This is a genomic window from Paraburkholderia sp. GAS32 (genome assembly GCF_050434225.1).
GTDB lineage: Bacteria > Pseudomonadota > Gammaproteobacteria > Burkholderiales > Burkholderiaceae > Paraburkholderia > Paraburkholderia madseniana.
Genome location: NZ_JBNPVS010000030.1, coordinates 80,419 through 101,446, shown reverse-complemented (window position 1 = coordinate 101,446; position 21,028 = coordinate 80,419). Strand labels below are relative to the sequence as shown.

The 21,028-nt window shown below is 63.1% G+C and carries 21 protein-coding genes; 7 read left to right on the top strand and 14 right to left on the bottom strand.

Features of this window, described 5'->3' with window-relative positions; translation table 11 throughout:
- The first annotated feature begins 166 nt into the window (after positions 1-166).
- The 3 genes from speE to P3T25_RS30660 all read left to right on the top strand — a co-directional run bounded on the left by speE (position 167) and on the right by P3T25_RS30660 (position 2,342).
- Positions 167-1,054 carry a polyamine aminopropyltransferase gene (gene speE / locus P3T25_RS30670; protein ID WP_429360609.1) on the top strand — a complete coding sequence of 296 codons (888 nt, stop codon included), beginning with the start codon at positions 167-169 and terminating at the stop codon, positions 1,052-1,054.
- 114 nt (positions 1,055-1,168) lie between these two features.
- A complete protein-coding gene (locus P3T25_RS30665; RefSeq protein ID WP_054034519.1) occupies positions 1,169-1,582 on the top strand; it encodes a VOC family protein in 414 nt (137 codons plus the stop codon).
- Positions 1,583-1,601: 19 nt separating this feature from the next.
- A complete protein-coding gene (locus tag P3T25_RS30660; protein ID WP_429360607.1) occupies positions 1,602-2,342 on the top strand; it encodes a 16S rRNA (uracil(1498)-N(3))-methyltransferase in 741 nt (246 codons plus the stop codon).
- A 100-nt stretch (positions 2,343-2,442) separates the two neighbouring features.
- On the opposite strand, the gene P3T25_RS30655 is transcribed toward P3T25_RS30660, so the two are convergent.
- The 3 genes from P3T25_RS30655 to P3T25_RS30645 form a co-directional block, all read right to left on the bottom strand.
- Positions 2,443-3,003 (bottom strand): barstar family protein, encoded by a 561-nt coding sequence (locus P3T25_RS30655; protein WP_054034683.1) that lies wholly within the window; start codon positions 3,001-3,003, stop codon positions 2,443-2,445.
- Between the two features lie 16 nt (positions 3,004-3,019).
- Entirely contained in the window at positions 3,020-3,436 is a 417-nt protein-coding gene (locus tag P3T25_RS30650; RefSeq protein WP_429360605.1) for a ribonuclease, read from the bottom strand.
- Positions 3,437-3,854: 418 nt separating this feature from the next.
- The gene (locus tag P3T25_RS30645) at positions 3,855-6,194 is read right to left on the bottom strand and encodes an NADP-dependent malic enzyme (RefSeq protein WP_429360603.1); all 2,340 of its coding nucleotides are present in this window, start codon (positions 6,192-6,194) and stop codon (positions 3,855-3,857) included.
- Positions 6,195-6,401: 207 nt separating this feature from the next.
- On the opposite strand from P3T25_RS30645, the gene thiL reads away from it, so the two are divergent.
- The 4 genes from thiL (at position 6,402) to P3T25_RS30625 (ending at position 9,112) form a co-directional block, all read left to right on the top strand.
- Complete coding sequence (thiL, locus tag P3T25_RS30640; RefSeq protein ID WP_171926715.1) at positions 6,402-7,400, top strand: thiamine-phosphate kinase; 999 nt, start codon at positions 6,402-6,404, stop codon at positions 7,398-7,400.
- Positions 7,390-7,962: a phosphatidylglycerophosphatase A family protein gene (locus tag P3T25_RS30635; protein WP_171926716.1), complete on the top strand. Its 573-nt coding sequence runs from the start codon at positions 7,390-7,392 to the stop codon at positions 7,960-7,962. The genes thiL and P3T25_RS30635 overlap by 11 nt, the downstream gene beginning before the upstream one ends.
- Positions 7,963-8,058: 96 nt before the next feature.
- Positions 8,059-8,559, top strand: coding sequence for a CinA family protein (locus P3T25_RS30630; protein WP_429360600.1), 501 nt, complete (start codon positions 8,059-8,061; stop codon positions 8,557-8,559).
- A 40-nt stretch (positions 8,560-8,599) separates the two neighbouring features.
- On the top strand, positions 8,600-9,112 hold the full coding sequence (locus P3T25_RS30625) for a cupin domain-containing protein (RefSeq protein WP_429360598.1): 513 nt from the start codon (positions 8,600-8,602) through the stop codon (positions 9,110-9,112).
- 16 nt (positions 9,113-9,128) lie between these two features.
- On the opposite strand, the gene pyrF is transcribed toward P3T25_RS30625, so the two are convergent.
- From pyrF to P3T25_RS30570, 11 genes are all read right to left on the bottom strand, one after another.
- Positions 9,129-9,944, bottom strand: coding sequence for an orotidine-5'-phosphate decarboxylase (pyrF, locus tag P3T25_RS30620; protein WP_429360596.1), 816 nt, complete (start codon positions 9,942-9,944; stop codon positions 9,129-9,131).
- Positions 9,945-10,083: 139 nt separating this feature from the next.
- Positions 10,084-11,136, bottom strand: a complete 1,053-nt coding sequence (locus P3T25_RS30615) for an aldose 1-epimerase (RefSeq protein WP_154558110.1) — start codon at positions 11,134-11,136, stop codon at positions 10,084-10,086.
- 218 nt (positions 11,137-11,354) lie between these two features.
- Positions 11,355-12,320, bottom strand: coding sequence for an SMP-30/gluconolactonase/LRE family protein (locus P3T25_RS30610; protein ID WP_429360594.1), 966 nt, complete (start codon positions 12,318-12,320; stop codon positions 11,355-11,357).
- Entirely contained in the window at positions 12,317-13,117 is an 801-nt protein-coding gene (locus P3T25_RS30605) for an SDR family NAD(P)-dependent oxidoreductase (protein WP_429360592.1), read from the bottom strand. The genes P3T25_RS30610 and P3T25_RS30605 overlap by 4 nt, the downstream gene beginning before the upstream one ends.
- Before the next feature lie 40 nt (positions 13,118-13,157).
- Positions 13,158-14,174: an L-arabinose ABC transporter permease AraH gene (gene araH, locus P3T25_RS30600; protein ID WP_093635407.1), complete on the bottom strand. Its 1,017-nt coding sequence runs from the start codon at positions 14,172-14,174 to the stop codon at positions 13,158-13,160.
- A gap of 54 nt (positions 14,175-14,228) precedes the next feature.
- On the bottom strand, positions 14,229-15,764 hold the full coding sequence (gene araG, locus P3T25_RS30595; RefSeq protein WP_093635405.1) for an L-arabinose ABC transporter ATP-binding protein AraG: 1,536 nt from the start codon (positions 15,762-15,764) through the stop codon (positions 14,229-14,231).
- Between the two features lie 206 nt (positions 15,765-15,970).
- Positions 15,971-16,969, bottom strand: a complete 999-nt coding sequence (locus P3T25_RS30590; protein WP_154558113.1) for an arabinose ABC transporter substrate-binding protein — start codon at positions 16,967-16,969, stop codon at positions 15,971-15,973.
- Between the two features lie 173 nt (positions 16,970-17,142).
- Positions 17,143-17,919 (bottom strand): SDR family oxidoreductase, encoded by a 777-nt coding sequence (locus P3T25_RS30585; protein ID WP_429360589.1) that lies wholly within the window; start codon positions 17,917-17,919, stop codon positions 17,143-17,145.
- Positions 17,916-18,596 (bottom strand): 2-dehydro-3-deoxy-6-phosphogalactonate aldolase, encoded by a 681-nt coding sequence (locus P3T25_RS30580; protein ID WP_429360587.1) that lies wholly within the window; start codon positions 18,594-18,596, stop codon positions 17,916-17,918. The genes P3T25_RS30585 and P3T25_RS30580 overlap by 4 nt, the downstream gene beginning before the upstream one ends.
- A gap of 36 nt (positions 18,597-18,632) precedes the next feature.
- A complete protein-coding gene (locus P3T25_RS30575) occupies positions 18,633-19,691 on the bottom strand; it encodes a 2-dehydro-3-deoxygalactonokinase (RefSeq protein ID WP_154558116.1) in 1,059 nt (352 codons plus the stop codon).
- On the bottom strand, positions 19,688-20,659 hold the full coding sequence (locus P3T25_RS30570; protein ID WP_154558117.1) for an IclR family transcriptional regulator: 972 nt from the start codon (positions 20,657-20,659) through the stop codon (positions 19,688-19,690). Before P3T25_RS30570 ends, P3T25_RS30575 begins: the two co-directional genes overlap by 4 nt.
- Between the last annotated feature and the right edge of the window lie 369 nt (positions 20,660-21,028).

Below are 21,028 nucleotides of genomic sequence, written 5' to 3'. Positions count from 1 at the left end.
CATTCTAACAGAACGTTGACCGGCACCCTGCGCGCAAAGCCGCCTGGCGGCCTGGTTTCAGGCTGGTTCCGTGCCGGCTCTGCATGCGGGCCGGGGCCGCACCACGCTTGCGCCTTTACAATTGAGCGACACCAACCCACCGCGCTCCCAACGGAGCCCGTCATCCTTGAGCGCTCCCCTGCTGTTCCACCCCACCGCCGACGCCGTCTACGGATTTCCGAACGCGCGGCGGCTTGCGCGCGTCGATTCGCCCTACCAGCGGATCGAGGTATGGGACACGCCGCAGCTCGGCCGGCTGTTTGCGCTCGACGGCCGCCCGATGACCTCCACCGGCGACGAATTCATCTACCACGAATGCATGGTGCATCCGGCCGCGCTGGCGCATTCATCGCCGAAAGCAGCGCTGGTGCTGGGCGGCGGCGATGGTGGCGCCGCCCGGCAATTGCTGAAGCACCCGGGCATCGAGCGGATCGTGGTGGCGGAGCTGGATGCCGACGTCGTGCGCCTGACCCGCGAGTATCTGCCTGAGGTGCACGGCGGCGCTTTCGACGATCCGCGCGTCGAACTGGTGATCGGCGACGCCGCGCATTACGTCACGGGGGCCGTCCAATCGGCCCCTGCGACAGCACAATTCGATCTCGTCGTGTTCGACCTGACGCCACCGGACTCGCCCGCCTCAGGCCTCTACACCCCAGACTTCTACATGCGGCTCAAGCGAGTCATGAGCCCGACCGCCGCACTCTCGCTGCATCTCGGTTCTCCCTATTTCCACGCGGAGCGCATCGCCGGCCTGCTCGACGATCTGCGCGACACCTTCGCCATCGTGCGCACAATGAGCACCTTCATCCCGCTCTACGGTTCGCTCTGGATGATGGCGACCGCCAGCGACACGCTCGACCCCACCGGCCTCACCGTCGAAGCACTCTCCGAGCGCCTTGCCGCACGTCAAATCGACTCTTTGGAACACTACGACCCGGCCCTGCATGCCGGACTATTCTCGGCATCCCGGTCCGTGCGCGATAAACTAAGTCAATTCTTAAAGCCATCAAGCTAACGCGTGGGCAGAATGCACCGTTCGGTCGGCGCGCGCCATCAGTGTATCGATGCGCGACCGCCCGTCTGGCCTCGCAGCATGCATCCCGCAACCCCAAAAGATCCGGAGAACCCCATGACCGCCTCCCGCCCAGCCGGTGTGCCCTGGTTGACCCCCTATCTGACGGTGCGCGACGCACGTGCCGCCACGGCGTTCTTCGAAGCGGCATTCGGCTTCGAGGTCCGTGATAGCGTCCAGGACGACGGTGTCGTCATGCATGTCGAGATGACCTATCAAGGCCAGCTGATCGTGATGTTCGCGCCGGAAGGCGCGTTCGGCTCGGCGGCGAAAACACCCAAAAGCGCGGGCGCGATCGCGCCGCAATCGTTCTATGTCTATGTCGACGATGTCGACGCGGTTTACACGCGGGCGCTGGCCGCCGGCGCAAAATCGCTGAGCGAGCCACAGGATCAATTCTGGGGCGACCGGTTTGCCCAGGTCGAAGATCTGGACGGCTACCGTTGGGCGCTCGCTCGCCACCTTTCCTGAACTAATGAGTATTTTTCTGATGCCTCGCTTCTTCGTCGGTACGCCCCTCAAGCCCGACGACATCATGCAGTTGCCCGATGACGTCACGCGCCACATCCTCGTGCTGCGTTTGCAGCCAGGCGATTCGATCGTGCTTTTCAACGGCGAAGGCGGCGAATACAGCGCCGAACTCGTCGAGGTCGAACGCCGCTCAGCTAAGGTGAGAATTCACGAGTTCCGCAATATCGAAGTGGAGGCGCCGTATCACCTCACGCTCGCGCAGGGCATTGCCGGCGGCGACAAGATGGACTGGCTCATCGAGAAAGCGGTCGAACTCGGTGCATCGTGTTTTGTGCCGCTGACCACCACGCGCAGCGTCGTTCGTCTTTCCGGTGAGCGCGCGCAGCGGCGGCATGTGCATTGGCAAGGCATCGTGCGCGCGTCGTGCGAACAATGCGGGCGCAATCGCCTGCCGGAAGTGATGCCGGTGCGTGAGATCGCTACATGGCTCGGCGCGCTGCCTCGCACGCCTGAAGAAGGCGAAATGCGTATTCTGCTGTCGCCGCGCGCCAGCATCAGCTTTTCGGCACTGCCCGTTAATCCGCCGTTCGGGCGCGTGACCGTGCTGGTCGGCCCGGAAGGCGGTTTTTCGGCGGCGGAAGAAGCCGCTGCGACTGATCACGGATTTACCGCTGTCGGTCTCGGTCCGCGTGTGTTGCGCACGGAAACTGCCGGCATCGCAGTGCTCTCGGCGTTAGCAGCTCGCTGGGGCGGCTGGTAAGCCAAAACAAAGGCCCGCCAGTTGGCGGGCCTTGCTCTTTCTTTTTGCAGCGGTAAGCCGTGCTCAGGCACCCCATTCAAGCAAAGTGCTCAGGCCTACCTTACGCAAACGAATAAAACACCCGGAACGCAACCTTGCGCTCGGCCCAGAACTCGGACGCTTCGCGGAACACGTCCAGTAGCGTCTCGCGCCCTTCCTTGTCGAACTTTTGCGCGACCGGCAATTGCTCGAGCACGATCACGAAGCCGGGCTGCGCACCTGCCTTATGGACCAGATCGGTCAGGCAATCGTACAGCGCGTCGTAATTCTTGCCGAAATGCTTCGGAAACAGGAACGACGTAGCAATGGTCTCCAGCACTTCCTGTTTGGACTGAGCGTTCGCGCAGTACGCGTACAGAAAGTGCTGGCCGAGCTGGTTGGCCTCGTCAGCGAGATCCTGCACGCGAAACGCGCGGATCGACTGTACGATGTTCGGTCGTACGGTCTTGAAAAGACTCATGGGCTCCTCATTCGATGCAAGCACAGTGCTGCCTTCGCTCTGGGTATCCCGGCCCTGGTCGCCGGCGCGCATCCGCATGACGCGCTGGAACAAATTGCCGTCGCCGGCCGCGAAAAGATCCGTCGCGACTCCGGAGTCGTGCGCGTAGACGTTGTCGCTCATGCCGTTCATCCCGATGTCATTCAACAATACGATTAAAACTGGTGTAATGGTCGTCCGAGTAATAACAGTTGTCGATCCGCTGTAGCGGACCTCCGCAGACGATGCGACGCGCCCCGCGGTTTCGTGGACGAGGCGTAGGAACGGTGTATTCGTGGTAATAGCCGCGCCGATGCGGCGGTAGCAGCCGTTCGCGATTGCCGAATACGATGCCGTCCTTCTCATACGGGTAAGGCCCGCCCGCGGCAATCAAGTTCAATGTATTGACCGCTTCGCGCGGCAACTGTGCCGCTGCAATAGTGCCCTGCACCTGAGCTTGTGTATCGGCAGATGTCGTGTAGTCGCGCGCAAACGCGCCAGGCACGGAGCCGAATAAAGCGCAGAGCGTCAAAGCACCGATCAGCACGCCTTTAATGCGCAGCCACTTGCGTGCCATGAATCAAGGTTCCCCGCTGTTAGATCACGAGTTTGACGACCATGAAAGTCGTAAGGGTATCGCTAAAACCCCACAGAATCAACGTTCGCCGGACAGGCAAAAGCTTCCAATCGCGTGGGAAAGAGCCACGGAACGGGCTTTGACGACTTTTGACAGAATATTTAGCTTGTGCAGGCTAAAATTAACCTGACGAAGCAAATCGGGCGCGCACAAACCCACGGGGCGCCCATTGCGCGGCCCATTCCCTCTAATGAAAGCCTTGCGGTTCCCGCAGTCTCTCGAAGGCGGAATGGTCTCATTCGGCCTTTTTTAGGGTGGCTATCCCCTGTTCACCCGCAGGCGTGCCCATTGCGGGCACGCCTTTTTTTTTGCGCGGCGCCCAATTAGGCGGCGCCACGCTTCATTCCCGGATCAAGGATCAGCGGGAGGCGATTACGTCGGCAACCAGCAGCGCCGTCATGTTGACGATGCGGCGAACCGTGGCCGAGGCCGTCAGCACGTGCACCGGCTTGGCCGCGCCAAGCAGCATCGGACCAATCGCGATGTTGTTGCCCGCTGCGGTCTTCAGCAGGTTGTACGAGATGTTGGCCGCGTCGATGTTCGGCAGCACCAGCAGGTTCGCATCGCCTTCGAGCGTCGAGTCCGGCAGCACTTCGCGGCGCAGATTCGCGTCGAGCGCGAGGTCGCCGTGCATTTCGCCGTCCACTTGCAGGTCGGGTGCACGCTCGCGCAGGATCGCCAGCGTGTCGCGCATTTTCTGCGCGGTCGGCGCATTGCTCGAACCGAAGTTCGAATGCGACACCAGCGCGATCTTTGGCTCGATACCGAAGCGGCGCACTTCCTCGGCTGCCATGATCGTGATCTCAGCAAGCTGTTCCGGCGTCGGATCGACGTTCACGTGCGTGTCGACCAAGAAAATCTGGCGGTTCGGCAACACCAGCGCATTCATCGCGGCATAGACCTTCGCGCCTTGCTTCTTGCCGATCACCTGATCGATGAAGTGCAGGTGGCGATGCGTGGTGGACACCGTGCCGCAGATCATGCCGTCCGCCTCGCCCTTTTCCACCATCATCGCGCCGATCAGCGTGGTGCGGCGGCGCATTTCGAGCTTCGCCATCTGCTCGGTGATGCCCTTGCGGGACATCATCTTGTGATATTCCTGCCAGAAATCGCGGTAACGCTCGTCGTGGTCGGTGTTCACGACCGTGTAGTCCTGACCCGCGATCAGCCGCAGGCCGTAACGTGCGATGCGCTGTTCGATCACCGCCGGACGGCCGATCAGGATCGGCTTAGCGAGCTTTTCGTCGACGATGATCTGCATGGCGCGCAGCACGCGCTCTTCTTCGCCTTCCGCGAACACGATGCGCTTCTTCTCCGGCTCGACGCCACGCGCCAACTGGAAAATCGGCTTCATGGTCGTGCCGCTGTGATACACGAACTGCTGCAGATGCTGTTCGTACGCTTCCATGTCTTCGATCGGACGCTCGGCGACGCCCGAATCCATCGCGGCCTTCGCCACCGCCGGCGCGACCTTGACGATCAGGCGCGGGTCGAACGGCTTCGGAATCAGGTATTCCGGACCAAACGAAAGATCCTGGATGCCGTACGCAGTCGCGACGATATCGCTTTGCTCCTGGCGAGCCAGTTCGGCGATCGCATTGACCGCGGCGATCTCCATTTCACGCGTCACCGTGGTCGCGCCCGCATCCAGCGCGCCGCGGAACAGGAACGGGAACACCAGCACGTTGTTCACCTGGTTCGGGTAGTCCGTGCGGCCCGTGCAGAGCACGGCGTCCGGACGCACTTCGAGCGCCAGTTCCGGCAGGATTTCCGGGGTCGGGTTGGCCAGCGCCAGAATCAGCGGCTTGTCGGCCATCTGCTTGACCATGTCCTGCTTCAGCACGCCGCCGGCCGAGAGGCCGAGGAAAATATCCGCGCCGCCGATCGCCTCAGCGAGCGTGCGAGCGTCGGTTTCGCGTGCGAAGCGTTCCTTGTCCGGGTCCATCAGTTCGACGCGGCCCTTGTAGACCACGCCGGCCAGGTCGGTGACTGTAATGTTTTCGAGCGGCAGGCCGATGTCGACCAGCAGATCCAGACAGGCCAGCGCCGCCGCACCCGCGCCGGACGACACCAGCTTGACCTCCTTGATGTCCTTGCCGACGACCTTCAAGCCGTTAGTGATGGCTGCCGCGACGACGATCGCCGTACCGTGCTGGTCATCGTGGAAGACCGGAATCTTCATGCGCTTGCGGCATTCGCGCTCGACGATGAAGCAGTCCGGCGCCTTGATGTCTTCGAGGTTGATACCGCCGAAGGTCGGCTCGAGCGCGGCAATCACCTCGACCAGCTTGTGCGGATCGGACTCGTTCAGCTCGATATCGAACACGTCGATGCCGGCGAACTTCTTGAACAGCACGGCCTTGCCTTCCATGACCGGCTTCGAGGCGAGCGGCCCGATGTTGCCGAGACCCAGCACCGCGGTGCCGTTCGTGACAACGCCGACCAGGTTGCTGCGCGCGGTGAAACGGGCGGCGTTCAGCGGGTTTTCGACGATTTCCTCACACGCGAACGCGACGCCCGGCGAGTACGCCAACGCGAGGTCGCGCTGGTTGATCATCTGCTTGGTGGGGGCGATCGCGATCTTCCCGGGGGTCGGGAACTCGTGATAATCGAGAGCGGCTTCGCGGAGTTTGCTATTGACGGGAGTCGACATAAGGCGGGCTTCGAAGGGCGGATTAGAATAGATGTTCGACGGCATTGTAGCCCCAATTGCCGGCTCAATTCCTTCAATACGGGTACAACTGCCGCGACTGAAATATAGCGAAAGGCAGACATGGCACGCTTTGGGCCAACCACCAGTCGAATCGGAGTTGTGCGCGAATAGAGTGTTTACCCGCGAACATCTCCGTACAATGCGCGCCGTTAGCGGCTTTTTGTTGCACTTATCCGTTCACCCATTGCCACCATGCTCTCCGAGTTTTCGCTGATCGATCGATTCTTCGCCCGCCGCGCAGCCGCTGCGTCATCCCGTGCTGCAGAAGGCGAACTCGGCATCGGCGACGACTGCGCCCTGCTCGCGCCGCGCCCCGGTGAAATGCTGGCGATATCGACGGACATGCTGGTGGAAGGCCGCCACTTCTTTCCCGACATCGATCCCGAGGCGCTCGGTCACAAGGCGCTCGCGGTGAACCTGTCGGACCTGGCCGCGATGGGCGCAGAGCCGCTGGCGTTCACGCTGGCGTTCTCCTTGCCCAAAGCCGACGAAGCGTGGCTCGCCGCTTTCAGCGATGGCCTCTTCGCGCTGGCTGAGCGCTACCGCTGCAATCTGATCGGCGGCGACACGACCGGCGGCCCGTTGAATCTGTGCATCACCGTGTTCGGCAGCGTGCAGCCGCAGGTTGCGTTGCGCCGCGATGCCGCGCAACCGGGCGACGACATCTGGATCTCCGGCACGCTCGGCGACGCGCGCGCGGGTCTCGGCGTCCAGCGCGGAGAGTGGTCTGCCGATGCCAGCGACACTGCGACGTTTCGTCGCGCCCTCGAGCGTCCCGAGCCGCGCATCTTCCTCGGTCTCGCGTTGCGGGGCATCGCGCACGCAGCGCTCGATCTATCTGACGGGCTCGCCGGCGACTTGCTGCACATCCTGGAACGCTCGGAAATGCAGGCCACGGTCGACGTCGACGCCGTGCCGCGTTCGGCCGCGCTACGCCGCCTCTCGCCCGAGATCCAGCAACGTTGCACGCTAGCCGGCGGCGACGATTACGAACTGTGCTTCACCGCACCGGCCGCAGCGCGCGCCAAGGTCGAAGCAGCCGGGCGCGAGGTGGCCGTGCCGGTCACCCGCATCGGTACAATAAGCGCTCTTCAAACGGCGGCCGACCGCCCGGCGATCGGCTGGCGCGATGCCGCCGGCGCGCCGCTCACTCTGACGTTGCAAGGCTTCGACCATTTCCATGCAGACTGATCCCCCGCTGGGCCCCGCCGATGATCTGATCGGCCATCCGCAGCCCAACGCGTCCGGCCCGCGCGCGCCCCGTCCTCAGCCACGCCGCGCCACCGCGCGTTTCATGCTGTCGCATCCGCTGCACATTCTGTCGCTGGGTTTTGGCAGCGGCTTGTCGCCGGTTGCGCCGGGCACCGTCGGTACCCTGTTCGCATGGGCCTCGTTCGCCGTCCTGAGCCGTTATCTGACCGTGGTCGAATGGGGCGTGCTGATCGTCGCCGGCTTTTTCGGCGGCATTGCGATCTGCGGCTTTACAGCCAAGAAGCTGGGTACCGACGATCCGTCGCCGGTCGTCTGGGACGAAATCATCGCGTTCTGGCTGGTGTTGCTGATGGTCACGCCGGTCACGCTGACCGGGCAACTCTGGGCGTTCATCGTATTCCGCTTCTTTGACATGGTTAAACCGCCGCCCATCGGTTATTTCGATCGCCGACTGAAAGGTGGTTTTGGCATCATGTTCGACGACCTGGTCGCTGCGTTCTTCACGTTGCTCGTGATTGCGCTCTGGCGCATGTCGGTTTAACCGTTGCCCGTCGGCTGGTGCCGGTCGGCCTTTGCCCGCCGGCCACCGGCTGCCGACTGCCTCCCGCAGCAGTTCCCCGTTTTCCGGATTGACGCCATGCCTACCGATTCCGTGGTTCACCAGCTTGCGATTCGCGTGAGCAACCGCCTGCGCGACGAGCGCCTGATGCTCGTCACCGCCGAATCCTGCACAGGCGGCATGGTGGCGACCGCGATCACCGATATTTCCGGCAGCAGCGGCTGGTTCGAGCGCGGCTTCGTCACGTATTCGAATCAGGCGAAGTGCGAGATGATCGGCGTGCCGGCCGACCTGATCGAAAAGCACGGCGCGGTCAGTGAACAGGTAGCGCGCGCGATGGCCGAAGGCGCGCTGCGCAACAGTCGCGCGCAGGTGTCGGTGTCGATTACCGGCGTCGCCGGCCCGGGCGGTGGTACGGAAACCAAGCCGGTCGGCATGGTGTCGTTCGGCTGGAGCAATCGGCTACATACGTCCGTCGAAACCAAAGTCTTCAAGGGAGATCGCGAGAAGATCCGCGTGCAGGCGGCCGCGCACGCGTTGCGCGGCGTGCTGGCCCTGCTCGACGAGCGCGAACATTAACGTCTGGTTCAAAATCTGAGGCGCCGCCACGATGCCCAATATGTCGACTTCGCACGCAGCCAAAGACGAGTTGATCCGCCGCTTCGATCTGAAGCCGCATCCGGAAGGCGGATTTTTCAGCGAGACGTATCGATCCGCGGAGTCGGTACGCCGCGATGACAGTTCAACGCAGACGCGCTCGGCGTCCACCGCGATTTACTACCTGCTCTGCGACGGCGCGCATTCGGCGTGGCATCGGATCAAGTCCGATGAGGTCTGGCATTTTTATGCCGGTGAGCCTTTGAATGTTCACGTGCTCGACGAAGCGGGCACGTTGATTACGCACACGTTGGGCAATGCGCTGACGCATTCGGATGCCGTGTTTCAGGCAGTGGTGCCCGCGGGTCTGTGGTTTGCCGCGGAATGCGCGGACCCGGCGACGTTTGCGCTGGTGGGCTGCACGGTCGCGCCGGGGTTTGAGTTCAGCGAGTTTGAGCTGGCGGATGTCGAGGCGCTAAAAACGCGGCATCCGCAGCATGCGGCGTTTATCGAGCGGCTGGGGCCAGTTACCTGAACGGCCTCACCCGCCATCACCGAAACGCATTGATCCGGTCACGCGTTTCCATCGCAGCCTTAGCTGCGGCTTCGGCGAAATCGTCATCCTTACCGGCGTAAATAATCGCCCGCGACGAGTTGATCAGCATGCCCGTGCCGTTCGCCGTCCGGCCGGCGTTGACCGTCGCCTGAACATCGCCGCCTTGCGCGCCGATGCCCGGAATCAGCAACGGCATATCGCCGACGATCCCACGCACCACTTCGATTTCCTTCGGGAAAGTCGCGCCGACCACGAGCGCCAACTGGCCGCTCGCGTTCCACTTGTCCGCCGCCAGTTGCGCGACGACCTGATACAGCGGACGTCCGCCCGTCTCCAGAAACTGCAGGTCCGAGCCACCCGCGTTCGAAGTCCGGCACAACACGATCACGCCCTTGCCCTCGTGCTCCAGATACGGCTCGATCGAATCGAAACCCATATACGGATTAACCGTCACCGCATCCGCCTGATACCGCTCGAAGGCTTCACGCGCGTACTGCTCGGCGGTGCTGCCGATATCGCCGCGCTTCGCGTCCAGAATCACCGGCAAGCCCGGGTGGTTCGCATGAATGTGCGCGATCAACTGCTCGAGTTGATCTTCCGCGCGATGAGCGGCGAAGTAGGCAATCTGCGGCTTGAACGACGACGCATAAGGCGCGGTCGCATCGACGATGGTGCGGCAGAAGTCGAAAATCGCTTCGGGACGGCCCGCGAGTGCGCCCGGGAATTTGCTGGGCTCCGGATCGAGGCCGACGCACAGCAGCGAGTTCGTGCGCTGCCAGGCGTCGTTGAGTGTCTGGATGAAATTGGACATGGTGAGTCTCGCGGCGAGCCGATAACGGAAGAGGCGCGTATTTTACCTGTCCTGCGCGGTAAGCCGCGGCCAAGCGTCACACCGGCTCGGGCTGGGGCGTGACGACGGGTACACCGTACCGCTGCGCCCTGCTCGCGCCCTACTGCCGCCGGCGCGAACCACGCGCGCCCGGCATCGAGCGCAAACCCGTGCGTTCGACGGTAAAGCGGAACGTACGCGTGAGCCGTTCGCCGCGCGCGAGCATCGTCATCCCGTTCTCGCACGCGCCGCCCGCCAGATTCATCGCGTTGATCGGATGATCGACCGGCTCGAAGCAGAAGAAGTCTTCGCGCGGCGGGGTGTACAGCACGTAGTAGTCGGTGTCGGCAGCGATATTCAGCGACAGCCGCCGCTTCGGCCACACCACCGCCGCCTGCCCGCTCCAGCCCGTGAACGCGTGATTGACGATGGTTTCCGGCAAGGGATACGCCACGCCGAATTGCCATGCGGGCGGCGCCGGCACGTGGCGCACCGGCAGCCAGTCGTCGCCGGAAAGCCACAGGCCGCCGGCCGCCGCCGACAGTTCGGTGTCGGCGTCACGCACAAAAAATGGATGCACGCCCAGCCCGAAAGGCAGCGCCTCGCGGCCGGCATTCTCGATGTCCAGCGTGATGACGAGCGTGGGGCCGTCCAGCGTATAGGTTTGCGTCGCGCGGAACGCGTACGGTTTGCCGTCGTGGCGATCGAGCGTCAGACGGACGTTTTCGCGGTCTGACTCCGCGACCTGCCAGGCCGAGAGCCAACCGTCGCCATGAATCGGCAAGGCTTCGTCAGCGCGATTTTGCGGCACCTCGACACGCCGCCCCGCCACGTTGAAATGACCGCCGCCTATGCGATTCGAATACGGCAGCAGCGGATAGCATGCCAACTGGTTCGGCTGGGTATCCGAGGCGATGTGACGGCAGCGCCGGAAAATCGGCGTGAGCGCGCCGTCGTTGCGCCAATCGAAACGGGTGACGCCGCCACCGAGCGTCGGCGCGACATCGAGGCGCAAATGCGCGTTGGCGAGCGTGATGCACGCGAGCTCGCCGCCGCTCGTCTCACCGACCGCAACCGCAGAAGTACTGGGACCCGGAAGCACCGGATTGGCCGCCGCGTTAAGTCGCGCGCGTCGGCTCTGAGAAGAGGCGGAAACAGGATTCGCAACAGTCATATCTGGCTCCATCGAGAGGCGTGGGACGTTGCCGTCATTGCTGACGGATGCTGTTGGGCGATTTTTTTTGCACAAGTCGCCTCAGGGTCCGAACTGCATGCTGCCGATCTACTGCCGATTTGCTGGCACTGGGTTTGCGACATCAACGCTGGTTCACTTACAAAGTCACTGCGCGACTACACTCTGCTGCCTCGAGACTGAGGTTGCGCCATTCTGCGCTATGCGGGCGCGCCTTGGAACACCGGCTCCGGCAAACCTTGTCGTCCGGGCGTTGCGACGAACACGCCGCCCGCATGAGAATCGCCCGCGAGCGCGGCGGCATCGAGATCGATACGCGCACTCGTGATGTACAACGTGTCCAGTTGCACAGGCCCTGACGGAAGTCCTCTTGAGGGGCCGCCAAACGCGACGCAACTCGGCTGCGCGGTCGGCACGTCGACACGCTCGGTTTCCACGCCATCGGGGCCATACCGCACCACTCGCCTGCCGCCCCATTGCGCGTTCCACACGCCACCGTCGCGGTCGACGGTCGAACCGTCGAGCTCGCCGGTCGCATCCGTTAATGTCGTAAAGACACGGTCGTTGGCAACGCTGCCGTCCGCGCGATAGTCGCAGACGCGAATTTCACGCGTCGGCGAATCGCCGTAGTACATCGCCGCGCCGTCGGGACTGAACGCGATGCTGTTCGAGATCGCCGGTGCGGGCAACGGCAATCGCTCCAGCGACAAATCGTGATTCAGACGATAAAACCCGCCGACCGCCTGCAGCGGCGAGCCTTCGTCTTTCGTACCGAATACGAAACGACCTTGACGATCGCAGCGGCCGTCGTTCACGCGCGTGTTCAAGCCAGGTTCGACGTCGACGATACGCTGCGTCTCGCCGGTTGTCAGATCGAAGAACGCCAGATGCGTCGCCAATCCGAGCAGCAGGTAGCGCGGATCGGCGCACAACGCAAAACTCCCGAGACGCTCGGGCATGCGCCAGAACGTGCTGCCGCCGTCGCGCGGGTCATAGCGCCACAGACGCGCGCCTTCGATGTCGTTCCAGTAGAAGCGATCGGTCCTCGCGCACCACGTCGCGCCTTCGCCGAGCGTGCATTTCGTGTCGAGCAGCAGCGCCGCGCTGTGTGCAGGCAAAGCCGCACCCGCACCCGCATCCGAACCCGCAGACACGCCGGCACTCACGCCCAGCCTCCGTCGACGACGATGTCCTGCGCGGTAATCATCCTGCTGTCATCGGCGGCGAGGAACAGCGCCATGCGAGCGAGATCGGACGGTTGCAGTTCAGCATCGATGCACTGGCCTTCCTTGATCGAGCGACGGCCCGCATCGTCGAGCCACAAACGTTTCTGCTTTTCCGTCATCACCCAGCCCGGCACCAGCGTATTGACGCGGATATTGAAGTGACCGAGGTCGCGCGCGAGACCACGCGTCAAACCCTGCACCGCCGATTTCGACATCACATACACCGGGTAGCCGCCGTTCTTCAGCATCCAGCTGATCGAACCCAGGTTGATGATCGAACCCGCGTTGGCGGCTTTCATGTCCTCCATCACCGCTTGTGCTGCGAAGAACTGGTGACGGATATTCACCGCGATGCCCGCGTCGAAAAACTCGCGCGTCACGTCGCCAATCGCGTGGCGTTTGTCGTTCGCGGCGTTGTTCACGAGCACCTGAATCGGACCGAGTGCGGCCTTCACATCGGCGATCGCTTTTTGCAGCGCGTCGATGTCGGTCAGATCGCAGGGCAGGAACAGCGGCTTGTGTTTCGAATCGCCGAGCTCGTCGGCGAGCGCTTCACCCGCGGTCGCATCGATATCGAAGAACGCGACGCGCGCACCCTGCGCCGCAAAATGCTCGACGAACGATGCGCCGATACCGGTCGCGCCGCCCGTGATCAACACCGTTCGGTCGACGAGACTCGGATAGCGGGCAAACGCGTTGTCCGCGAGGCGGTCGTTTGCATTGGCCGGAGACGACATCGTTCGATTCCTTTTAGAGCAAGGTGGGGGAGCCGCGGGTTTAATCCCGTGAACCGCGGTTCTTCAACTGGTCGAGCAGCACAGCGGCGAGCAGGATCGCGCCACGCACGAGGTACTGATAGAACGCGTCGATGTTCATCAGGTTCATCACGTTCTCGACGGTCCCCATGATCAGCACGCCGATCACGACACCGGAGATCGTCGCACGACCGCCGAGCAGCGACACGCCGCCCAACACGCACGCCGAAATCACATTCAGCTCGAAGCCTTCCGCCGCATTCGGCTGGCCCGACGTAATCCGCGAAGCCAGAATCACACCGGCCAGCGCGGTGACGGCGCCTTGAATCAGGAAGATATAAACGCGCGTGCGTTCGACATTGATACCGGCAAGACGCGAGGCTTCCGGATTGCCGCCGATTGCCAGCGTATTACGGCCGTACACGGTCTGATTGAGCATCACGCCGAAGACGATGAAGCACAGCAGCGTGACCCAGATTGGCAGCGACACGCCGAAGAAGCTCAAGCCGCCCAGCGCGATAAACGTATCCGACGACACGCCCACGGCTTGACCGTGCGACACGATAAACCCGAGACCGCGGACGATTTCCATCGTCGCGAGCGTCGTGATCAGTGCGTTGATGCGCAGGTAGGCGATCACGGCGCCGTTGACGAAGCCGATCACCGCACCCGCGAACACCGCCGCGATGATCGCGATGAACGTGTTACCGGTCGCGTTCAGCACCATTGCGCACAACACACCGGCGAACGCGACCGTCGAACCCACCGACAAGTCGAAATCGCGGGACGCCAGACAGAACATCATCGTGCACGCGACCATGCCGATCTGCGAAATCGACAGGGCGAGACCGAGCATGTTCTCGATCGAGAAGAAGTGGTCGACCGTCAGCGACATCGTGATGAACATCACGATGAAGATCAGGATCAGGCTGTACTCGGTGATCTGCTGCCACCATTTCGCCTTGTCGTTGCCTTGCGGAATCAGCGCTTCGGCCGCACTTTTTGCGGCTTGTTGCGCGAGGTTTTCTCTGGCTTGCATGTTGAAGACTCCTCCCGTTCCCCACGGGTTGCCGGACTTTCGTCCAAATAATGTTCAGGCCGCTTGCTCAGTGGCTGCGGTTCCGGGCAGCGCTGTCGAGCTTTGCGGCAAGGCGAGGCCCAACACTGATTGTTCCGTTGCGTCCTTACGCGCCAGCTCGCCGGAAATCCGACCCTGGCGCATCACGACGATCCGGTCGGATACGCCGAGCACTTCCGGCAATTCCGACGAAATCATCACGATCGCGCAGCCGCGTTCGGCAAGCTGATAAATCACGTTATAGATCTCATGCTTGGCGCCGACGTCGATCCCGCGCGTCGGCTCGTCGAGAATCACGACCTTCAGATCGGGCTCGGCCAGCCAGCGCGACAGAATCGCCTTCTGCTGGTTGCCGCCCGACAGAAAACGAATCTTCTGACGACGGCTCGGCGTCTTGATCTTCAGCAGCTTGATAAAACGGTCGGCGGTTTCCGCTTCTTTCTTGCGATCGAGGAACATCCCGGCGCGCAGATAGTGACGGCGGCAACTGATATTGATGTTCTCCGACACGGTCGCCATCGCGACGATGCCCTCTTCCTTGCGGTCTTCCGGACACAGCACGATGCCGTGCTTGATCGCCTCACCCGCGCTGCGCACCTTGATCGGCTTGCCGTCGAGCACGATTTCGCCGGCCTTCTTGTGATCGGCGCCGTACACCAGATGCATCAGTTCGCTGCGCCCGGCACCCACCAGACCGAAGAAGCCGACGATCTCGCCGCGCCGCACTTCGAAGCTGGCCGGCTGCGCGAGCGCATGCCCTTCGATCGCTTTCGCCGCGAAGCGCACTTCGCCGAGCGGCCGTGAAGAGTAGTTGTAAATGTCGGCGATTTCACGTCCGACCATTTCGCTGACAATGGTGTCGCGCTTCACGCCTTCGAGCGTCGGATGCGAAGCAATTTTGCGGCCGTCGCGGAAGATCGTGCAGGCATCGCACAGCTCGTAGATCTCGTCCATGCGGTGCGAGATGTAGATCATCGCGCGGTTGTCGGCACGCAGATCGCGCACCAGTTTGAACAGCACTTCGGTCTCGCGATGCGACAGCGAGCTGGTCGGTTCATCCAGTGCGATCACGCGTGCGTTGCGCAGCAGCGCCTTGCAGATTTCGACCATCTGCCGTTGCGCGATCGAGAGCTTGCGCAGCTTCGCGTTCGGATCCAGCGCCACGCCCATCGCTTCGAGGCGCTCACGCACGAAGCGTTTGGCTTCGCGCTTGTTGACCCAGCCGAGCGAGTTCGGCAACTGGCCCAGCAGCAGGTTTTCCGCGACCGTCAGATCGGGCACGTATTGCAGTTCCTGGTGAATCACCGCGATCCCCGCCGCGATCGACGACGCCGCGCTCGTGAAGCGCACCTCATTGCCGTCGATCATCACGCGGCCCGAATCGGGCTGGTATTCACCACCGAGAATCTTTAGCAGGGTCGATTTCCCTGCGCCGTTTTCGCCCATCAGGCCGTGCACCTGGCCGACGTTGACGTCGAAGGACACACCGTCGAGCGCGCGCACGCCTGGAAAGACTTTGCCGATATTGTCAAAACGTAGCGTCGCTGACACTTCGCCTCCTATGTCGACGGGAATTAGCGCGTTAGCGCCTGCTGCCGTCCCATTGCTTCGTGTGAACCGTGCTTCTTCAGGTGCCTCATGGGCACAAAGCGTGGTCTGTCTCAACTGCTGATCTTGTATTGCTGTTGCCGGCGCGCCCAATCCCTGGAGAAACGACGCACCGGCAGTTCACTTCATTTAACTACGCTTTCAGCCGCTTAATTTGCCGCGAGGCCCATCTTCTGGCGCACATCGGCAACGTTGTCACGCGTGGCCAGCATTCCGCTCGTCAGCGTGAGCATCGGCGGTTCCTTGCCTTGCGTGATCCAGTCGTACATCAGCGTCGAGGTTTCTTCGCCGTGGCGCTTCGGGCTGATGATGACCGTGCCGTAGAAGCCGGTCGGCGACGGCTTCTTGAATTCGTTCAGTGCCGATTCCGAACCGCCGATGCCGATACCGATCATGTTGTCCGCCTTGAAGCCGCGGCCTTCCGCTGCGCGCACCGCGCCGAGCACGCCTTCGTCGTTCAGCGCGTAAGCCACCCAGTGCTTGAAGTTCGGGTTCTTCGTCAGCGCGATGTTGGCGGCGTTGAACGCGTTTTCCGTGTCCGTCTTCGCTTGCGGCGCGGCGATGATGTTCGCCTTCGGGAAGCCGGCGGCAACCAGCGCGTCGGTCGCGCCGGTCGTGCGGTCATGCGCGGTCGGCAGCTGTTCGTAGGTCACGTCGATCGCGCCGACGTCCTTCATGTCCCAGCCGCGCTTCTTGATTTCCGCGGCCAGGCCATCGCCCACCTGCTTGCCGATGTTGTACGCCGAGATGCCCATATGCGGCACCGATGCGATCGGCTTGCCCGCGCCGTCGACGAGGCGGTCGTCCACCGTCATCATCTTCAGGCCGTCGGCCTTCGCCTTGGCGACGATGCCCGGTCCGAGCTTGACGTCAGGCGTGCAGATCACAAAGCCTTGCGCTTTCTGAGCCGACAGATTGTCGATAGCGCTCATCACCTTCTCGCCCGACGGCGCGCCGATCTTCACCAGCGTGAAGCCCTTCTCCTTGGCGGCCATTTCGGCGAACTTCCATTCGTCCTGGAACCACGGTTCTTCCGGCTGCTTCACGAGGAAGCCGATCTTGACCGGATCCGCGGCTTGCGCCACCGGTGCGTTGAAGAGCACACCCGCCGCCGCTGCTGCCAGCGTGAGGAAAATTCTTCGTTTCATAATGCGTGTCTCCTGACTAATTGATAACGAGAAGGTATCGGCCGCGTCTTCTTGTACCGGGTATGACACACGCGGCCAGCGCGTCGTCCGGTGAAACCTTGCTGCTTTGTTCTTGCTGCCCGTTTGCTTCTTATTGCGTTTCCCGCTTCCTGTTGCGTGCTGCCCCACTACGTTCAGTCGTGATACACCGCCGAGCGGCCGCCATCCACCGTGATGCAGGTGGCGTTGATGAACGGCGCCTCATCCGAAGCGAGAAACACCGCCGTCATCGCTACTTCTTCCGGGCGGCCAATGCGCTTCATCGGTTGCAGAGCGAGCGTCGCCTGTTTCGCGGCAGCCGGATCGGCTTGTTCGTTCCACCAGTCGTGCGTCAATTGCGTTTCGATGTACCCCGGCGCGATCGCGTTGACCCGCACGTTGCGCGGCGCGTATTCGATGCCGAGCGCACGCGTCAATCCGATCACGCCATGTTTCGCGACCGGGTACGGAAAACATCCCGGAATGATCTTGAATGCATGCGTCGACGCGATATTCACGATGCTGCCCGCGCCGCGTTCGACCATGCCCGGCAACACCGCGCGACACCCATTCCAGACGCCGTCGAGATCGACCGCGAAGCAACGGCGCCAGTCGTCGTCGGTCATCGTCAACGGGTCGCAGAACACGTTGATGCCGGCGTTGTTGACCAGTACGTCGAGCGCACCGAACGCCTGTTCAGCCTCGCTCACCGCGTGCTGAACCGAGGCCGATTGCGTCACATCCGTCTGCACCGCCAGCACGCGTGCGCCGGTTTGTGCCTTGATCTGTTCCGCCGTCTGCTGCGCGATTTCGATATCGAGTTCCGCCAGCACGACCGCCGCGCCCTCGCGCGCAAACGCAAACGCGATCGCCGCACCGATGCCGCGCCCGGCGCCGGTGATCAACGTGACTTTGTCGGCGAGCCGCTTCATTTCTTCGCGCCTGCACGGGCGATGCGCAACCCGTTGATGAACGCCTTCGCGTGCGACGCGGTCACCGCCGCGCTCTGTCCCGGCTTGTACAGCGCCGAGCCGAGGCCGAAGCCATTCGCGCCGGCACTCAAAAACGGACCCATGTTGTCCGGCGTGATCCCACCAACCGGCACCAGCGGCACTTCCGCCGCGATCACCGCGCGCCACGCCTTCACGACCTGGCAGCCGAGTTGTTCGGCGGGGAACATCTTCAACACATCCGCGCCGTTTTTCAGCGCGATAAAGGCTTCGTTCGGCGTCGCCACACCCGGCGCGCAGGCCATGCCTTGCGCTTTCGCGGCAACGACGACCTCCGGGTCGCTATGCGGCATCACGATCAGCTCGCCGCCCGCCGACTTCACGTCGTTGACGAAACTCGGATGCAGCACCGTGCCGGCACCCACGATCGCGTCAGCCGGCAACACCTTTCGGATTGCCGCGATGCTGTCGAACGGCTGCGGCGAATTCAACGGCACTTCGACGATGCGAAAGCCGGCTTCGTACAGCGCCTGACCGTGCTCGGCAGCATCGGCGGGCGTCACGCCACGCATGATCGCGATCAGCGGGCAGACCTCGAACGCCGCGATCAACCCCGCGTGCGGCATGTACGGGGCGGGCAGATTGATGTGAGGTTGCATGTCGGTTCCTTATTTCGTGAGCGGCGGCGCAGCCGGTTAGCCGACGTGCGCCGCTTGGGGCGTGGGCTTGACGAGCCCCGCCTGGGTGGCGACGCGCCACAGGCCGCGCTCGGTGGCGTGCTTCACCAGCTCCGCGTGAGTGCAACCGAATTGCACCAGAGCCACGCGATAGCGCTCGCACAGCGCTTCATTGCCGATCAAACGCAGATGCTGGCCGGCGAGCGAGTTTTGCTGTTGCGTCAGCACGGCTTCGAGACCGGCCAGTTCGTGCCCGATCAGCAAACCCGACAGATAGTCCGGCTGCTGTTCGCGCGAAAGTTGTCCGGTGAGCCCGAGCGTGCGGGAGCTGAATACGGTGGCCAGCATGCCCGCCTGACCTTTATCGCGAGCGATGTTCACGCCGTGCAGAAACGAAGCGGTATCCGGACGATCCGGCGTGACCATCGTGCGGCCGAGGATGGTGTGCTCTCGCAATGCCGCGAACACTTCACCGGTCATGAAGGTATGAAAGCGTTCGATGCGGCCCGCCTGCACGACGGCCCACTTCGCGTGCGTGCCAGGCAAGCCGATCAGTGCGCGCTTACCGCTGTCCGCTGCACCTGTGTCCTGCCCGAGCGCGCCGAAAATCTGGGTTTCTTCGCCGCGCATGACGTTGGGCAGCTCGCCGCGCTGCAGGACGCCCGGCACGATGTGCAGCGTCACGCCGCACGCGGCTTTCACACGGACGATGCCGGCCACCAGCGCATCCGCACTCGCCGGCGCGTCGACATACGGTGCTTCGAGCCAGCCTTGCGCGCTGCCGACCATACCGGCTGCGATCACCGACACGGCGGGCGCCTGTTCGAGCCATGCGCCGCACGCGTCCTCGAAGGCCGCGTCGAAGCCGCCTTGCTCGGCGCTACGCGGCAAATTCATGATGCCGGCCGTCGATGCCCGCGTCGCCAGTACCTCGCCGGCCGCGTCGTACAGATACGCGCGCAGCGACGTCGTGCCCCAGTCGAGCGCAATGAGCGCTGCGTCTTGGAGGGTAGCGTCGGCGACCGCGGCGGCGTGCACCGGATTGGCCGCTTGCGTGTGAGAAACCGCTCGCTTCATCGCTTGATCCTGCGGGTTGCCGGTTGCGGAGCACGCCAGCCGAGTTCCTCCGAGATCGCACGCGCTTCGCGCTGCACGACCGGAATCAGTTCATCCATGCGCTCGAGCGACATATACGGAATCGTGCTCGCCACCGACAGCGCCGCCACGACTGCGCCCGATGCATCGCGCACCGGCGCCGCGACGCAGCGAATCGACGCTTCGTTTTCTTCGAGGTCGAAGGTGTAGCCGCCGGCGGCGTAGTTGGTCATGCGCTGCATGAAAGTCTGCGCATCGGGGCGGTTATCCGGCTTGAAACTGACGCCGGCGAGCGCACGCCGCGATGCTTCGAAGAGCGACTGCCAGACGTCCGGCGTGAGGTCGAGCATCATGGCTTTGCCGATCCCCGTCGACGCCAGCGGCATCCGGTGACCGACGCGCGAGCGCATTTCGAGGCCACGGGTGCCGGGGATTTTGTCGATGTACAGCACGTCGTCGCCATCGCGCACACCGAGGTGGATCGTGTCGAGCGTTTGCTCGGCGAGCGATTCGAGGTGCTGACGGGCCACGGCCGTCAGCGGCATCTGTTCGAGCGCGATGGTGCCGAGTTCGATCAGCTTCGGGCCGAGCAGATAGCCGCCTTGCACTTGCCGCAGATAGCGCGCCTGAACGAGGCTGCTCACCAGCCGATGCGTGGTGCTGCGGGTCGTGCCGAGCGCTGCGCCGAAGGTGCGCAGATCGCGGACACCGGCGGCGGCGGCTTCCAGAATCGCGAGGCCGCGCAGCAGTGTTTGCGTACCGGCCTGTTGCGGCGTGATGTCGAGCAACGTGCTCGGCAAGGCGATTTCGTCAACCACGCCGTTTGGCGCTGCGGCGTGCGGCTTTTTTACGGCGCCGGCCAGTTGCGGGGCGGCACTGGGCAGCTCCGCCTGCGGCGTGACATCGGCGGCGGACGTGCTGGCGGCGTGAGTAGGCATCGCTTTGTTCATGGCGATAGGCAGAGGATTTTGGGTGGGCTACGGCGCGAGGCCGCTGGCGTGGTGCGATGAACTGCAAGCGCGAGCTTCCTGCCGCGAGGTCGATGGCGTCACTGGCTTGTCTCCGGTTTTTTTGCTGGCCGTGGCGATCCGTTGTGTGCGTCGCCGGCGTGTTGGTATGCATTGTAGGGCGGCTTTTTTCAAATCTCCAATATGTGAATGATTGGACCATATATTGGGATATTGACGTCATTTAGCAGCAGTCATGCGCCGCACCATAGCCCTAGGCGCGCGACCGACGATGAAGCGGGCGCGAACATCGTGGGAACGCGAGTCGCGGCTCGATCGGCCAGCGCGGGCTCGCTATGCGGCCGGATACCC

Bases quoted from the DNA above. Each gene is read 5' to 3' on its own strand.
- P3T25_RS30665 (WP_054034519.1), top strand. From the start codon at position 1,169: ATGACCGCCTCCCGCCCAGCCGGTGTGCCCTGGTTGACCCCCTATCTG.
- P3T25_RS30660 (WP_429360607.1), top strand. From the start codon at position 1,602: ATGCCTCGCTTCTTCGTCGGTACGCCCCTCAAGCCCGACGACATCATG.
- P3T25_RS30655 (WP_054034683.1), bottom strand. From the start codon at position 3,003: ATGAGCGACAACGTCTACGCGCACGACTCCGGAGTCGCGACGGATCTT.
- P3T25_RS30650 (WP_429360605.1), bottom strand. From the start codon at position 3,436: ATGGCACGCAAGTGGCTGCGCATTAAAGGCGTGCTGATCGGTGCTTTG.
- P3T25_RS30645 (WP_429360603.1), bottom strand. From the start codon at position 6,194: ATGCCGTCGAACATCTATTCTAATCCGCCCTTCGAAGCCCGCCTTATG.
- thiL (WP_171926715.1), top strand. From the start codon at position 6,402: ATGCTCTCCGAGTTTTCGCTGATCGATCGATTCTTCGCCCGCCGCGCA.
- P3T25_RS30635 (WP_171926716.1), top strand. From the start codon at position 7,390: ATGCAGACTGATCCCCCGCTGGGCCCCGCCGATGATCTGATCGGCCAT.
- P3T25_RS30630 (WP_429360600.1), top strand. From the start codon at position 8,059: ATGCCTACCGATTCCGTGGTTCACCAGCTTGCGATTCGCGTGAGCAAC.
- P3T25_RS30625 (WP_429360598.1), top strand. From the start codon at position 8,600: ATGTCGACTTCGCACGCAGCCAAAGACGAGTTGATCCGCCGCTTCGAT.
- pyrF (WP_429360596.1), bottom strand. From the start codon at position 9,944: ATGTCCAATTTCATCCAGACACTCAACGACGCCTGGCAGCGCACGAAC.
- P3T25_RS30615 (WP_154558110.1), bottom strand. From the start codon at position 11,136: ATGACTGTTGCGAATCCTGTTTCCGCCTCTTCTCAGAGCCGACGCGCG.
- P3T25_RS30605 (WP_429360592.1), bottom strand. From the start codon at position 13,117: ATGTCGTCTCCGGCCAATGCAAACGACCGCCTCGCGGACAACGCGTTT.
- araH (WP_093635407.1), bottom strand. From the start codon at position 14,174: ATGCAAGCCAGAGAAAACCTCGCGCAACAAGCCGCAAAAAGTGCGGCC.
- P3T25_RS30590 (WP_154558113.1), bottom strand. From the start codon at position 16,969: ATGAAACGAAGAATTTTCCTCACGCTGGCAGCAGCGGCGGCGGGTGTG.
- P3T25_RS30585 (WP_429360589.1), bottom strand. From the start codon at position 17,919: ATGAAGCGGCTCGCCGACAAAGTCACGTTGATCACCGGCGCCGGGCGC.
- P3T25_RS30580 (WP_429360587.1), bottom strand. From the start codon at position 18,596: ATGCAACCTCACATCAATCTGCCCGCCCCGTACATGCCGCACGCGGGG.
- P3T25_RS30575 (WP_154558116.1), bottom strand. From the start codon at position 19,691: ATGAAGCGAGCGGTTTCTCACACGCAAGCGGCCAATCCGGTGCACGCC.
- P3T25_RS30570 (WP_154558117.1), bottom strand. From the start codon at position 20,659: ATGAACAAAGCGATGCCTACTCACGCCGCCAGCACGTCCGCCGCCGAT.